Source organism: Lysinibacillus irui, from assembly GCF_028877475.1.
GTDB lineage: Bacteria > Bacillota > Bacilli > Bacillales_A > Planococcaceae > Lysinibacillus > Lysinibacillus irui.
The window spans coordinates 2,994,750-3,008,305 of record NZ_CP113527.1 but is presented as its reverse complement, the minus strand read 5'-3'; the positions used below and the strand labels follow the sequence as shown (position 1 = coordinate 3,008,305).

The 13,556-nt window shown below is 38.9% G+C and carries 18 protein-coding genes; 16 read left to right on the top strand and 2 right to left on the bottom strand.

Annotation, left to right across the window (positions count from 1 at the left end; translation table 11 throughout):
• Window positions 1-65 precede the first annotated feature (65 nt).
• The 4 genes from greA to OU989_RS15220 all read left to right on the top strand — a co-directional run bounded on the left by greA (window position 66) and on the right by OU989_RS15220 (window position 2,336).
• Window positions 66-554, top strand: coding sequence for a transcription elongation factor GreA (greA, locus tag OU989_RS15235; RefSeq protein WP_274793860.1), 489 nt, complete (start codon window positions 66-68; stop codon window positions 552-554).
• Window positions 555-710: 156 nt separating this feature from the next.
• Window positions 711-1,376 (top strand): YrrS family protein, encoded by a 666-nt coding sequence (locus OU989_RS15230; protein WP_274793859.1) that lies wholly within the window; start codon window positions 711-713, stop codon window positions 1,374-1,376.
• Window positions 1,377-1,435: 59 nt separating this feature from the next.
• Window positions 1,436-2,128 (top strand): 5'-methylthioadenosine/S-adenosylhomocysteine nucleosidase, encoded by a 693-nt coding sequence (gene mtnN / locus OU989_RS15225; RefSeq protein ID WP_274793858.1) that lies wholly within the window; start codon window positions 1,436-1,438, stop codon window positions 2,126-2,128.
• A 67-nt stretch (window positions 2,129-2,195) separates the two neighbouring features.
• Window positions 2,196-2,336, top strand: a complete 141-nt coding sequence (locus OU989_RS15220; RefSeq protein ID WP_274793857.1) for a 5'-methylthioadenosine nucleosidase — start codon at window positions 2,196-2,198, stop codon at window positions 2,334-2,336.
• 129 nt (window positions 2,337-2,465) lie between these two features.
• Here the strand turns inward: OU989_RS15220 and sigK are convergent, their stop codons facing one another.
• Window positions 2,466-3,173: an RNA polymerase sporulation sigma factor SigK gene (sigK, locus tag OU989_RS15215; protein ID WP_274793856.1), complete on the bottom strand. Its 708-nt coding sequence runs from the start codon at window positions 3,171-3,173 to the stop codon at window positions 2,466-2,468.
• A gap of 86 nt (window positions 3,174-3,259) precedes the next feature.
• Window positions 3,260-3,760, bottom strand: coding sequence for a CDP-diacylglycerol--serine O-phosphatidyltransferase (pssA, locus tag OU989_RS15210; protein WP_274797356.1), 501 nt, complete (start codon window positions 3,758-3,760; stop codon window positions 3,260-3,262).
• Window positions 3,761-3,896: 136 nt separating this feature from the next.
• Between pssA and OU989_RS15205 the strand changes: the two genes are divergently transcribed.
• The 12 genes from OU989_RS15205 (at window position 3,897) to OU989_RS15150 (ending at window position 13,553) form a co-directional block, all read left to right on the top strand.
• Entirely contained in the window at window positions 3,897-4,679 is a 783-nt protein-coding gene (locus OU989_RS15205; RefSeq protein WP_274793855.1) for a phosphatidylserine decarboxylase, read from the top strand.
• 36 nt (window positions 4,680-4,715) lie between these two features.
• Window positions 4,716-5,237 (top strand): YqeG family HAD IIIA-type phosphatase, encoded by a 522-nt coding sequence (locus OU989_RS15200; protein WP_274793854.1) that lies wholly within the window; start codon window positions 4,716-4,718, stop codon window positions 5,235-5,237.
• Window positions 5,234-6,337, top strand: coding sequence for a ribosome biogenesis GTPase YqeH (gene yqeH / locus OU989_RS15195; RefSeq protein WP_274793853.1), 1,104 nt, complete (start codon window positions 5,234-5,236; stop codon window positions 6,335-6,337). Before OU989_RS15200 ends, yqeH begins: the two co-directional genes overlap by 4 nt.
• 32 nt (window positions 6,338-6,369) lie before the next feature.
• On the top strand, window positions 6,370-7,200 hold the full coding sequence (aroE, locus tag OU989_RS15190; protein ID WP_274793852.1) for a shikimate dehydrogenase: 831 nt from the start codon (window positions 6,370-6,372) through the stop codon (window positions 7,198-7,200).
• 5 nt (window positions 7,201-7,205) lie between these two features.
• Window positions 7,206-7,508, top strand: a complete 303-nt coding sequence (gene yhbY, locus OU989_RS15185) for a ribosome assembly RNA-binding protein YhbY (protein ID WP_205444536.1) — start codon at window positions 7,206-7,208, stop codon at window positions 7,506-7,508.
• 9 nt (window positions 7,509-7,517) lie between these two features.
• Window positions 7,518-8,108 (top strand): nicotinate-nucleotide adenylyltransferase, encoded by a 591-nt coding sequence (locus OU989_RS15180; RefSeq protein WP_274793851.1) that lies wholly within the window; start codon window positions 7,518-7,520, stop codon window positions 8,106-8,108.
• Entirely contained in the window at window positions 8,077-8,649 is a 573-nt protein-coding gene (gene yqeK / locus OU989_RS15175) for a bis(5'-nucleosyl)-tetraphosphatase (symmetrical) YqeK (RefSeq protein ID WP_274793850.1), read from the top strand. Before OU989_RS15180 ends, yqeK begins: the two co-directional genes overlap by 32 nt.
• Window positions 8,646-8,990, top strand: a complete 345-nt coding sequence (gene rsfS / locus OU989_RS15170) for a ribosome silencing factor (protein WP_274793849.1) — start codon at window positions 8,646-8,648, stop codon at window positions 8,988-8,990. The genes yqeK and rsfS overlap by 4 nt, the downstream gene beginning before the upstream one ends.
• Entirely contained in the window at window positions 8,991-9,731 is a 741-nt protein-coding gene (locus OU989_RS15165; protein ID WP_274793848.1) for a class I SAM-dependent DNA methyltransferase, read from the top strand.
• Window positions 9,732-9,954: 223 nt separating this feature from the next.
• Window positions 9,955-10,584, top strand: coding sequence for a helix-hairpin-helix domain-containing protein (locus OU989_RS15160; RefSeq protein WP_274793847.1), 630 nt, complete (start codon window positions 9,955-9,957; stop codon window positions 10,582-10,584).
• A gap of 105 nt (window positions 10,585-10,689) precedes the next feature.
• Complete coding sequence (locus OU989_RS15155) at window positions 10,690-11,259, top strand: ComE operon protein 2 (RefSeq protein WP_274793846.1); 570 nt, start codon at window positions 10,690-10,692, stop codon at window positions 11,257-11,259.
• A gap of 74 nt (window positions 11,260-11,333) precedes the next feature.
• Window positions 11,334-13,553: a DNA internalization-related competence protein ComEC/Rec2 gene (locus OU989_RS15150; RefSeq protein ID WP_274793845.1), complete on the top strand. Its 2,220-nt coding sequence runs from the start codon at window positions 11,334-11,336 to the stop codon at window positions 13,551-13,553.
• The last annotated feature ends 3 nt before the right edge of the window (window positions 13,554-13,556 follow it).

Here is a 13,556-nt window from a genome sequence, read left to right as displayed (position 1 = left end):
TGCAATTTCCAAGCATTTAGTCGAGTTTTATGTTTTTATATTGAAGAAACAAGGAGTGAAGGACTTTGGCAAATGAAAAACAGTACCCTATGACAGCTGAGGGGAAACGTAAATTAGAAGAAGAATTAGTAAAATTAGAAACTGAAACACGTAAAGAAATCGTTGAACGTATTAAAATAGCACGTGATTTTGGAGATCTTTCTGAAAACGCTGAGTATGATTCAGCAAAAGAAGAACAAGCCTTTTTAGAAGGTCGTATTTCTACATTAAAATCAATGATTCGTAACGCAGTCATTATTTCTGAGGATGAGACAGATAACAGTGTAGTATCACTTGGGAAAACGGTTACATTTGTAGAAATTATTAATGGTAAACCTTCGACAGAAGAAGAATCTTATACAATTGTTGGTTCAGCAGAGGCAGATCCTATGGAATTCCGTATCTCAAATGAATCACCAATTGCTAAAGGTCTACTAGGCCGCGCTGAAGGCGAAGAAGTAGTTGTTCAAACACCTGGTGGCGAAATGAAAGTAAAAATTATTTCTATTAAATAATGTTAACATGTACAAGCAGTTGGCCATTCTTTCCAAGAGAGGCTAACTGCTTTTACCATTATTTGATTATCAGGCTTCCTAGTAATTTAGTGAGTATAATTATTTTGCAAGTGCTGTCGAACTTGATAGAATATTTGCTAGAGAGGGGGAGACATTATGAGTGAACGACAAACTCGAAGTAGTCGTCATTTGCAGCCATCTCGTAATAAAAAGCTAGATAAACTATTGAATGTTTTAATTGGCGTTGTGGTCGTACTTATTATTATCACAGCAACCTATGTGTTTAAATGGCAAGATGATGCAGATCAAGCAGTAAAAGATGAGCCAGCTCAAGAGGAAAAGAGCGGTGATAAAGAAAAAGAAGTGGACAAAGAGCATGCGAATGAAGAGGATAAAGATCTTGCTGTCGACGAAGAAAAACCTTCACAGGAAGAGGAAGAAGCGGAATCTGAGACATCACAAGAGGAGCAAGGGACACCTGAGGAATCGACTTCAGATAATCCTATTGTAGACAAGGTCATCACGAATAAAAACTGGCAGCCAACACCTACAACACAAACAGGCCAGCATGTGTCTTCATATGACGATACGTCTGTAGACTGGGCTGAAAAAGTAGCAACAGTTTCTACTGTGACAGGTATCGACCAAAGCAATATGATCATCTGGCGTATGCAAAATAATGGTGGTCCTAATTCAGCCATTGCAACGGTTTCAAGTAAAGATAAATCTCAAATGTACCGTGTCAGCATGGAATGGGTTGACAATGAAGGCTGGTTGCCTGTGAAGCTAGAGCAACTGAACACATTAGAAGGCGCCTATTGACGAAAATCACTCTTTTGATTATTTTTAATAGAGTTGATAAAGAAGGGAAGTAACAGTTCATGAAAATTGCAGTAATTGGCGCAATGGAAGAGGAAGTAGAGCTACTAAGAGCAGCATTAAACGATGCACAAAGTACAACCATCGCAGGTAGTGAATACACAACAGGAACTTATGAGGGTAAGGAAGTCGTGTTATTAAAAAGTGGTATTGGTAAGGTGAATGCTGCCATGTCTACGACAATACTTTTACATGAGTTTAAGCCAGATGTTGTCATTAATACAGGATCTGCAGGTGGGTATGATGAAGCTCTTGATGTTGGCGCTGTAGTCATTTCCGATGAAGTTCGTCATCATGATGTAGATGTCACTATTTTCGGCTATGAAATCGGACAAATGGCTGGTATGCCGGCAGCCTATAAATCAGATGAACAATTGATGAAAGTAGCTGAAGAGGCTGTTAAGGCGGTTGGAGAGCATCAGTATGGTATTGGATTAATTTGCTCTGGGGATGCTTTTATGAATGATCCTGAACGCGTAGAAGCTGTTCGTCGTCATTTCCCTCAAATGAAGGCTGTAGAAATGGAAGCAGCAGCGGTTGCACAAGTGTGTTATCAATTTGCGACACCTTTTGTTGTTATTCGTGCGCTATCAGACATTGCTGGGAAAGAATCGAATATTAGCTTTGATGAGTTTTTACCAGTTGCTGCAAAGCATTCGACACAAGTAGTATTAAAAGCCATTGCCTCACTATAAACTACACAAAATGGTCAAAATGTGCTGATTTTTCTGTGAGAAAAATCACAGTTAGAATAAAGGACAAATGCTACACTTTAGACTAATCAATCTCTTCATAATAGAATGGGAGGCATTCACGATGTTATTTCTAACAGCGGGTGTAGTCATTTTAACAACTTTAATCGGCACACTGATTTCAGCAGAACTATCAGAATCAGCACATTAATAGTATGTATGACGGAAAAGCTCCTTTGCGACATAGTAGTGTCGCAAGGGGCTTTTTTCTATGCCATGAAATAGGCACATCTTCCGCCAAAGAAGCATTGAATTTTTCTATTGTCCATTTTACAATAAATTATTCAACCGACTTTTGGTCTCGTTTGTACAGTTGGTAGAGTTTAATAAGTGCTCGTTTTTCAATGCGAGATACATAGCTTCGTGAAATATTTAATCGAGCAGCAATTTCCTTTTGTGTAAGTGCATCCTGTTGATTTAAGCCATATCGCAGTGTTACAATTTCAAGTTCGCGTTCATCAAGCATATGCAAATAATGATATAACTGTGCTACATGCTCTTTATGCTCCAACTTCTCTGTTGCACTTTCTTCATCACATTGAAGTAAATCACGAATTTGCAGTGCATTTCCGTCTTTATCAGTCCCGATAGGCTCAAACAAAGAAACGTCTTTCTGAACCTTTTTTTGTGTCCGTAGATGCATTAAAATTTCATTTTCAATACAACGAGCTGCATATGTGGCGAGTCGTGTTTTTTTGTCAGGGGTATAGCTCTCTACTGCTTTCATTAGACCGATTGTTCCTATGGAAATGTAATCATCGAGTTGCTCATGTTTTGGATGGAATTTTTTAACGACGTGCGCGACAAGCCTCATATTACGTTCGATCAGATCAAGACGCGCTTGCTCATCGCCACCTAAAAATCGTTCAATACAAGCAGCTTCCTCTTCTTTTGAAAAGGGTTTATGGAATGTTTGCCCCTTTAAGTAGCCAAGCAACGCAGGGATCTCAAGCCATAACTGCAACATTGATGTGAAAATTCCGCTCATTGAATGATTTCATCCTTTCCCCATTTTTCGACAGTATATGTTTAAAAGCTGTGGGAAATGAAAAAAGTGCAACAGCAAATGCGCTGTTACACTTTTTTTAACGTAAATGTACTAATCATTAGTAAAGCTAAAATGGGAAAAAGGAAAAGATAAAATGCCGGATGGAACGTATTGGCCGCGAAATACGTTAAAGTTAAGAACGTACCTGCAGCTGTAATAGGTAAACCTGTGAAATAACCATTCGCTTCACTAATATTGAAGCGAGCTAAACGCATCGCACCACAGACGATAAATAATACGGCCATCATCATGCCGGCAAAACCAAAATCAACTAGAACAACTTCATACATTAGTAATGCAGGCGCCACGCCAAATGATATAATATCACTCATAGAATCTAATTGTTTACCTAGCTCTGACACTTGTCCGAGCGCTCTCGCTACCTTACCATCGTAGCGATCAAGAAGAGCTGCAATAAAGATAAACAAGACACTATAGCTATAGTATTCATGTAAAGTGGCCATAATAGCCGCGCCTCCAAAGGACATATTACTAATTGTGATGAAGTTAGCAGCGTGCGATTTCATTTTCTTAACCGTGGTATCCACCAACTTGTGATAAAAAAACAAGGGGGATCACTCCTTTGCACTTAAGATATTGTACCATTATACTTCGAATGCGAAAAAATTGACAGTCTAAATTAATGGATAGGGGTTTTACTGAATGAAAGAAAAACTATATCAACGCTTGATAGAACTAACGAATGGTAAGCAATCTTCCCATCTTTTGCAGACAATTGCAAAAGCGAAGTGGAGTAAACGTATAATTCCAAGCTACATGAAGTTATACGATATTAACCTTGAAGAAGTTTCAAAAAAACAACAACAATTTTCATGTTTACATGATTTTTTTACAAGAGAACTGCTAGAAGATGCTCGGCCAATTGAAAAAGATCCAGCCATTTTTACCAGTCCAGTAGATGCTAAAGTGGAATCTTTTGGACGCATTGAGTGGGATATGACATTTCTTGTAAAGGGTAAACCCTATGCATTACAGGATTTACTCGGCAATACAGAACGAGCAGCACAATATGCGGATGGACATTATATCGTATTTTATTTAAGTCCTGCAGATTATCATCGTATCCATAGTCCGATTGATGGAGAAGTATTACGACAATATACACTTGGTCAGAAATCTTATCCTGTGAATCAGCTTGGTCTTACATACGGTAAAAAACCAATTTCTCATAATTATCGTTTAGTGACGGAATTGAAAGTAGACAATAAGCAACATGTAGCATTTATAAAAGTGGGCGCAACCTTTGTTAATTCAATTGTGCTTACTAATACAACAACGAAATGGCGTAAAGGGCAAGAAGTTGGTTATTTCTCATTTGGTTCTACCGTTGTGATGCTGTTTGAAAAGGATGCGATTGAATTTACGGATAATGTTGTTAAAGGAAGCCCAATTAGAATGGGTGAAGCCTTTGCAAATATGCTATAATGGTCGAATAATACGTTAAGATTAGGGGTCGCTATTTTGTATAATTTTTTATTACCAAACGAATTTGTGACGAATATTTTTGAAATTACACCAGAGAAGTTACAAGAATTAGGTATTAGAGGAATCATTACAGATTTGGATAATACGCTGGTTGAATGGGATCGTCCAGATGCCACTGAAGAGCTAATCATATGGTTACGCATTATGAAAGAATCAGGAATTCGTGTTATTATTGCGTCGAATAACAATGAGGCACGTGTAAAACATTTTGCTGAGCCATTAGGTATCCCATATATTCACAAGGCAAGAAAGCCACTTCAAAATGCTTTTTATAATGCGCTAATTCAGCTAGGTTTGCGTCCAAATGAAGTAGTGATGGTAGGAGATCAACTGCTTACAGATGTGATGGGTGCCAATCGCTTAGGTCTGCATACAGTGTTAGTTAAACCTGTTGCCCAATCGGATGGGCTTGTAACAAAATTGAATCGTTTCATTGAACGTCGCGTGTTTAATGATTTGAAACGAAAAGGAATTATAACTTGGGAGGAACAAGAATGATTGAAATGCCAAATTGTATTGGCTGTGGTACAACAATTCAAACAGAAGATAAAACAGCAGTTGGGTATGCACCCCCATCATCTTTAGAGAAGGATGTGGTCATTTGCCAACGTTGCTTCCGTTTGAAAAATTACAATGAAATTCAACCAGTGTCATTAACAGATGATGACTTTTTACGTATTTTAAATGGTCTTGGTACACAGCAAGGCTTAATCGTAAAAATTGTTGATATTTTTGACTTCAATGGGAGCTGGTTACCGGGGCTTCACCGCTTTGTAGGAAATAACCCAGTCCTGTTGATTGCCAATAAAGCAGATTTATTACCAAAATCGGTAAAACCTAAAAAAGTAATCAACTGGCTTAAACGAGAAGCAAAGGCTCTTGGACTTCAGCCTGTCGATGTCCTGTTAGTAAGTGCTCATAAAGGCAAGGGGATGGCTGAAGCAATGGAAGCTATCGACGCGTACAGAAAAGGGCAAAATGTTTATGTTGTTGGTTGTACAAATGTTGGGAAATCTACGTTCATTAATCGTATTATTAAACAGGCAACAGGTGAAGGTGAAGTCATTACAACTTCTCATTTCCCTGGCACAACATTAGACATGATTGAAATTCCATTAGATGATGGTAGTGCATTATATGATACACCTGGTATTATTAATCATCATCAAATGGCTCATCATATTGATTCCAGTGAATTAAAATATATTATGCCGAAAAAAGAAATTAAACCAAAAGTTTATCAGCAAAATGCTGGACAAACTTTATTTATTGGGGCTTTAGCTCGATTTGATTTCATTCAGGGAGATCGCTCTGCCTTTACAATTCATGTAGCCAACGATTTACCAATTCATCGAACAAAGCTAGAGAAGGCAGATACGTTGTACGCAGAACATAAAGGAGAACTTCTGGCACCACCAACTGCAGATTTCATCGATCAACTACCGCCATTAGTTCGTCATGAGTTTTCTATTAAAGAAGCCAAAACAGATGTTGTTTTCTCTGGGCTGGGCTGGATTACAGTTCAACATGCCAATGTAGTAGTGGCAGCTTATGCACCAAAAGGTGTACAAGTTTCAATTCGTCCTTCCCTTATATAAATCGAAGGATAAAGTAGAGAGAGGGCTAGAAAATGAAGAAGTGGTTTGCAGTGATGGGTGATCCAATTGAACACTCAAAATCACCAGCCATGCATAATGCTTGGTTCGAGGACATGTCGATAGATGCGACATATATTCCTTTACATGTCCCTTCTGATCAATTAGAGTCAGCAGTGGCTGGTTTGAAAACATTAGGAGCAAGTGGTTGGAACGTTACAATTCCCCATAAAACAGCCATCATACCCTATTTAGATGAGCTAGATGAGCTGGCCCAAAAAATGGGTGCAGTGAATACAGTCGTACGAACAATGGAAGGAAAGCTGAAAGGCTATAATACAGATGGTATCGGTTTTGTTCGCTCACTTGAAGAAGCCGTTGGTACGTCGCATAAAGACAAGCCTGTGTTACTTGTTGGTGCTGGAGGCGCTGCTCGTGGTATTGCTTTTGCTATGCAGCAGCAAGGCTATAGCCATTTGTCCATTGCCAATCGTACAGTGGCTAATGCTCAAGCTATTATTGATGAAATGGGAATAGGTCGTGCGATTTCATTAAAAGAAGCAGAAGAGACTTTAGCTGATTTCAGCATTATTGTGCAAATGACATCGGCTGGCCTTGCCACGGGCAATTTTTCCATGCCATTTTCTTTAGATTTGCTTTCGAAAGGAGCAATTGTTGCAGATATTGTGTATAATCCATTAATGACGCCTTTTTTACAAGCAGCAGAAAAAAGGGGAGCAACGATTGTTACAGGTCTAGGAATGTTTGTACATCAAGGAGCCATCGCTTTTGAGCACTGGATAGGAAAGTATCCAAATACAAATTCAATGATTGTGCAGCTTAAGGCACAATTAGGAGGAAACTAATTTTTATGTTAACAGGTAAACAGAAACGTTTTTTACGTGCGGAAGCACATCATTTAACACCTATTTTCCAAGTAGGAAAAGGCGGCGTTAATGACGAAATGACAAAGCAAATTCGTGAGGCATTAGAAGTACGTGAACTAATTAAAGTACGTATTTTAGATAACTGTGAAGAAGATAAACATGAAGTTGCTGAAGCACTTGCAACAGGCGCACATGCAGAGCTTGTCCAATTAATCGGTCTTACAGTTGTTTTATATAAAGAATCACGCAATCATAAAAAGATTGTATTACCAAAAGCAACGAAATAAGGTGAAACGATGAAAAGGGTCGGTTTACTGGGAGGAACATTTAATCCTCCGCATATAGGGCATTTAATGATGGCAAATGAAGTTTTTCATGCGCTAGAATTAGATGAAATTCGTTTTATGCCTAATGCAATACCACCACATAAGCATGCTCGTTTCGATGCAAGTAATGCTGAACGACTTGAAATGGTGAAGCTGGCTATTCGTCCATTTTCACATTTTTCTGTAGAGTCGTATGAGGTTGAGAAGGGTGGCGTATCCTATTCCTATGAGACACTTTCAGCATTGTGTAGAAGAGAACCAAATGTGAAATTCCACTTTATCATCGGAGGAGATATGATTGATTCGCTCCATACATGGCATTGTATCGATGATTTAGTGAAACTTGTGCAATTTGTTGGAGTAAAGCGTCCAGGAACAACGGCTACGACAGATTACCCTGTATGTATGGTGGAAGTGCCTCAAATCGATTTATCGTCCACACTGATTCGTGAACGCCTTGCTACTGGAGGAACGGTGACATTTTTGCTACCAGAAGCGGTAGAGACGTTCATACGGAAGGAAGGTCTATATGGAACGCGAACAGTATTTAGCGGCGATTAAGCCAAGAATGCCTGAAAAACGGTATGTCCATACAATCGGTGTAATGGAAACGGCAATTTCTTTAGCACAAAAATATGGGGAGGATGCGAAAAAAGCTGAAACAGCAGCAATCCTCCATGATATTGCTAAATATGCCGACATTGAATGGATGGAGGACATCGTTCGTGAAAAAAAATTAGATCCAAAACTAATTGGCTGGGGCAGTGAATTACTACACGGTCCGGTTGGTGCATATATAGCAGAAAGCGAGTTTGGCATCACTGATCAAGAGATACTAAATGCGATTCGTTTCCATACAACAGGACGCGCTAGTATGAGTCGTTTAGAAAAAATCATTTTTGTAGCAGATATGATTGAACCGAATCGCCGATTTGAAGGTGTCGATCGTCTGCGCAAAAAAGCTCAAAAAAATTTGGATAAGGCCATGAGTGCTTGTGTCCGCCATACATTGGCATTTTTAATAGACACAAAGCAGCCAATTTTTCCTTTATCAATAGAATGTTATAACGATATGATGAACAGAGAGGATAGTGAAGGATGACTTCAACTTTATTACAAGCAGCGTACAAAGCAATCGACGACAAACATGGTGAGGATATTGTCGTTTTAAATATGCAAGGAATTTCCCTTTTAGCGGATTATTTTATCATTGCTCACGGTAACTCAGATCGCCAAGTGCAAGCTATTGCGCGTGAATTGCAAGATATAGCGGAAAAAGAGGGCTATGAAATCCGCCGTATCGAGGGCTTCGATGCAGCTCGTTGGGTACTTGTAGACTTAGGTGATGTAGTGGCACATGTTTTCCATAAGGATGAGCGTGCTTATTATAATTTAGAGCGTCTATGGGGCGATGCACCACAATTAGACATGCCTGAGGCCTAAGTGAGTAGTTACGAACGCTTTGCCCATGTCTATGATGAGCTACAAAAGGATATTCCTTATAATCTTTATGTAGATTGGGTTGTACAACATGCACCAAGTAGTCAATATCCAGCATTGTTAGATATTGGTTGTGGAACGGGTGTGCTTAGCTTGTTATTTGCACAGGCTGGCTATAAGGTCAGCGGTATAGATTTATCAGAAGAGATGTTATCCATTGCTACAGAACGTTTTACTGCTGCAGGATATCATGCACCTTTATATTGTATGTCTATGGATGAATTAGACGGCTTTGAGGCATTGGACGTTGTTACAATTACTATAGACTCCCTTAATTATGTGATAGAGGAGCAAGCTGTCTATACGACATTAGAACGTATCTATCATGCTCTGCGAGACGGGGGACAGCTATTTTTTGACGTCCACTCCTTATTTAAAATGAATGAGATCTTTTTAGATGGACCGTTTACGTATGATGATGGAGATATTAGCTATGTATGGCATACAGAACCTGCAGATTACGAGCATTCCGTTATCCATCAAATGACTTTTTATGTTCGAGATATCGCGAGTGAATTATATGAGCGTTTTGACGAAGAGCATATTCAACGCACCTTCTCTATTGACCAGTATATGACTTGGTTGCGTACCATAGGTTTTGATCATGTTGAAATTACAGCAGATTTTACAGATGAAGCACCAGAATATGACAGCGAGCGCATTTTTATTCGTGCAGTAAAATAATTTAGAAAAGAGCCACATTGTTCAAGTAACAGTGTGGCTCTTTTGATGGAAAAGTCTTTGAATTGGTCGATAGAAAGGCTAGAGTGATGGATAGAACTCTAGGATAAAATGAGAGGAACGACTGTTCTAAAACTATATTCTTTACCGGTTTGCAAATAACATGAGATAGTGTAAGATATATGTACCTCCATATGATTATCTTTTGCAAAGAAAGGGTGGTGCTATGCTCCAATCTTTATGGCAAAAGTATAAAAAAAGTATGTTATTCCCCGGCATACTCGTACTCAGTGGACTTTGTTACTTCTATTTTTCGAGTTCAGACTCTTCACCTCCCCAAGAAGAGCTCATCGAAACAATCCAACCTATTGAAGAAAATAACCTTATTGATTCGACTAAAGAAACGGCTATACAGCAAGTGTTTGTTGATATAAAGGGTGCTGTACTATACCCAGGTGTTTATGAGCTTCAGCAAGACCAACGTATTCGAGATGCTGTCCAACTTGCAGGCGGCTATACAGAGGATGCAGACACACAGCTTATAAATCATGCTCAAAAAGTGCGGGACGAAATGGTCATTTATATTCCCGAAAAAGGTGAACAACTAGAGGAAGGAACTACTAATTTTATTAGTTTGCCTGCTGAAAATAATAGTAATGAGCAAAAGATTAATATTAATAAAGCGGATGTGTCAGCTCTTTCAACATTGCCAGGTATTGGTCCCTCTAAAGCTCAAAGTATTCTTTCATACCGAGAGGAGAATGGTCCTTTTCAAAAGATTGATGATTTAAAAAATGTTAGTGGCATCGGTGATAAAACATTTGAGAAGTTACAAGATTCTATTACCGTAAACTAAACCTTGTAGATTTTGTGATATTGACGCCCCTTTTCAAAAAGGGCTACACTATAGTAGAAAAACAAGAGAAAAATCATTTGTTAGGCAAATTTTGGAGGTAGTCATATGGAGCGAATTACTTGGGATCAATTTTTTATGGCACAAAGCCATTTACTCGCATTACGAAGTACATGTACTAGACTAGCAGTAGGAGCAACTGTGGTACGTGATAAACGCATTATTGCAGGTGGTTATAATGGGTCTATTACAGGAGATGAACATTGTATTGAAAAGGGATGTTATGTAGTGGACAATCATTGTGTTCGTACGGTGCATGCCGAAATGAATGCATTGCTACAATGCGCTAAATATGGAACACCAACAAAAGGTGCAGATTTGTATGTAACTCATTTCCCATGTCTACCATGTACAAAGTCCATTATTCAAGCAGGGATTGAACGTGTGTATTATGCAACAGACTATAAAAATAATCCATATGCTCAGGAATTATTTGAAAAAGCAGGAGTGGAAGTCGTTCATGTACCCTTTGATGAGCGTAAAATTGATTTTTTGCGAGATGAAAAACTAGCCTTGTACACAGAGATTCTAGATGAGCTTCGCGAGAGTGGTGTGTCACAAGAAAAATTGCTCCCATATGAACAGAAGGTGAGCGCATTATTTGGCATCAAGCTTTAAAGCATAAATGGATCCATATAGCACTTGCTGTACTTGTAGCTGCTCTTGCGGCACACAAGTCGGCTTGGCTACTCATGTTAATACTTCTTTTAGCACTGTGGCTCATCATAAAAGATGAGTCACGTTTTCTTGCAACGCTTGTAATGGCTTGTGGGTTACTATCGTATTTTTTCCTTTCAATCTATCATTTGTCGGAACCTTCCCCTTTACCGTCAACCTTCCCATTAACATGGTCAAATGACTATAAAATTAACGGTCAAACACTTCGAGGATTTGCAACAACCACAGATGGCCAAAAACTTTATGTTGTTTATACATTTTCTTCTGAGCAAGAGAAAAAGCTATATGAAAATACGTCCCTAACAGGCGTAACCTATTTAGCAAAAGGTGAACTTGTTGAGCCATCACCTGCTGCTCATACTTATGCATTTTCAATGTCAGATTATTTAACGAGTAAGGGAGCAATAGGTATAGTTGAAATCACGAATTGGAGTTACGTAGAAAAGCAAACTTCCTTCGTTACCTTCCTTGCAGAACGAAGATACAGCATAGAAAAGCATATTGAACGTACTTTTCCAAAATCCCTTGTAGTAGAGGCACAAGCACTTTTAATTGGGGAGAAGGACCAAATGGATGATGAATTGCAGCGTGCTTATCAAAAGTTAGGTATTACGCATTTATTTGCAATTTCAGGTTTACATGTAGCATTGATGTCTTGGCTATTTTTTGAAGGATTACTTAGAATAGGCGTTCGCAAAGAATTGGCTACGGTTGTTCTATTGATCCTCTTACCCGTTTATGGCGTCATTGCAGGAGGCGCACCTTCTGTGTGGCGTGCGGTTTCTGTGGTCGAATTAATGATGATACTGCGCATGATTAAGTTGGACCTACCAATGGATGATGCATTAGCTTTTAGCTTTATAGGCTTTGTCTTGCTTGAACCTGGCGTCATTTTTCAAATAGGCTTCCAACTATCCTATCTAGCAGCCGTAAGTCTTGTTTATTCCGGCACCATTTTTAAACAAACAAAAAATGAGCTTGCTCGCTCTTTTTGCATTACACTCGTGTGCCAGCTGCTCGTCTATCCTTTATTACTTTATCATTTTTATGAACTATCCCTATCCTCGTTCATTGTAAATATTATGTTTGTTCCACTCTTTTCCCTTGTAATATTGCCCTTTAATCTAGTGGTCTTTGTTCTAACGTATCTTCCCTTACCACTTGCAGACATGTTATTTATTGTCTACGAACCATTACGTCATTTGTTAACCGATATGATTTTTTACATGCAGGGGCTACCTTTCCAATTATGGTCACCAGGTAAACCAACTATTTGGCTTAGTTGTGTAGCAATGTTAAGTGTTCTAGTGAGCTTTTATTACTTAGAAACAAGACGATATGGGAAGGCAATTGTCATCCTCTTCATACCAGCCCTTTGGATTCATTTATCACCCATATTGTATAGCGAAACAAAGATCACGTTTTTAAACGTTGGACAAGGGGACAGTATCGTGATTGAATTACCATTTAGGAAAGCTGTGTATGTCATTGACGCGGGAGGGGTATTGCGATTTGAAAAAGAGCAATGGAAGAAAACAGATAGACCTTATGAGGTGGGAAAGCAAGTTGTAGTGCCGTTTTTAAAAGGCAAGGGTATAAGAGCTATCGACATTTTTATTGCCACACATGCAGATGCAGATCATGTAGAAGGGGCAGAGGAAGTTTTACAAGAGATTAAAATGAAGGAAATTCATGTTACGCCGGGTTCATTGGAACAGCCTGTCATGAGAGATTTATTGAAGGAGGCAAAGAAATTCAAAGTTCCCATCAAGGAAAAGATGCAGGGGACAGCGTGGCATATCAGAGAGGTGGGTTTTTATTATTTATGGCCTCAAGATACCTTTTATGAAGGAAATGATGATTCACTTGTTTTATACATGCAGCAGAGGGGGTTTACAGCGCTTTTTACCGGCGATTTGGAGCAATATGGTGAACAACAGCTAATTAAGCGTTACGGGCATCTAATAGCCAATCTAACACTACTTAAGGCAGGTCACCATGGTAGTAAAACATCAAGTATAGAATCATTTGTCGAGTTACTCCAACCGCAATTAACGATTTTCAGTGCAGGTCTCCAGAATCGCTATGGACATCCACATGAAGAAGTGGTCCAACGTTTTACAAGTCGGAATTTGGCGACTTTTACAACAGGAGTAGATGGAACAATTGAAATTCGTATTCGTGGCAATACTACATGGTCAGTGTCAAAAATTGAAAAAGGCCTTGTCCAATGACAA

Excerpts from the sequence above, each read along its gene's own strand:
- OU989_RS15230 (WP_274793859.1), top strand. The coding sequence starts at position 711 with ATGAGTGAACGACAAACTCGAAGTAGTCGTCATTTGCAGCCATCTCGT.
- mtnN (WP_274793858.1), top strand. The coding sequence starts at position 1,436 with ATGAAAATTGCAGTAATTGGCGCAATGGAAGAGGAAGTAGAGCTACTA.
- OU989_RS15220 (WP_274793857.1), top strand. The coding sequence starts at position 2,196 with ATGCTACACTTTAGACTAATCAATCTCTTCATAATAGAATGGGAGGCA.
- sigK (WP_274793856.1), bottom strand. The coding sequence starts at position 3,173 with ATGAGCGGAATTTTCACATCAATGTTGCAGTTATGGCTTGAGATCCCT.
- pssA (WP_274797356.1), bottom strand. The coding sequence starts at position 3,760 with ATGAAATCGCACGCTGCTAACTTCATCACAATTAGTAATATGTCCTTT.
- OU989_RS15205 (WP_274793855.1), top strand. The coding sequence starts at position 3,897 with ATGAAAGAAAAACTATATCAACGCTTGATAGAACTAACGAATGGTAAG.
- yqeH (WP_274793853.1), top strand. The coding sequence starts at position 5,234 with ATGATTGAAATGCCAAATTGTATTGGCTGTGGTACAACAATTCAAACA.
- aroE (WP_274793852.1), top strand. The coding sequence starts at position 6,370 with ATGAAGAAGTGGTTTGCAGTGATGGGTGATCCAATTGAACACTCAAAA.
- yhbY (WP_205444536.1), top strand. The coding sequence starts at position 7,206 with ATGTTAACAGGTAAACAGAAACGTTTTTTACGTGCGGAAGCACATCAT.
- OU989_RS15180 (WP_274793851.1), top strand. The coding sequence starts at position 7,518 with ATGAAAAGGGTCGGTTTACTGGGAGGAACATTTAATCCTCCGCATATA.
- yqeK (WP_274793850.1), top strand. The coding sequence starts at position 8,077 with ATGGAACGCGAACAGTATTTAGCGGCGATTAAGCCAAGAATGCCTGAA.
- rsfS (WP_274793849.1), top strand. The coding sequence starts at position 8,646 with ATGACTTCAACTTTATTACAAGCAGCGTACAAAGCAATCGACGACAAA.
- OU989_RS15160 (WP_274793847.1), top strand. The coding sequence starts at position 9,955 with ATGCTCCAATCTTTATGGCAAAAGTATAAAAAAAGTATGTTATTCCCC.
- OU989_RS15155 (WP_274793846.1), top strand. The coding sequence starts at position 10,690 with ATGGAGCGAATTACTTGGGATCAATTTTTTATGGCACAAAGCCATTTA.
- OU989_RS15150 (WP_274793845.1), top strand. The coding sequence starts at position 11,334 with ATGTTAATACTTCTTTTAGCACTGTGGCTCATCATAAAAGATGAGTCA.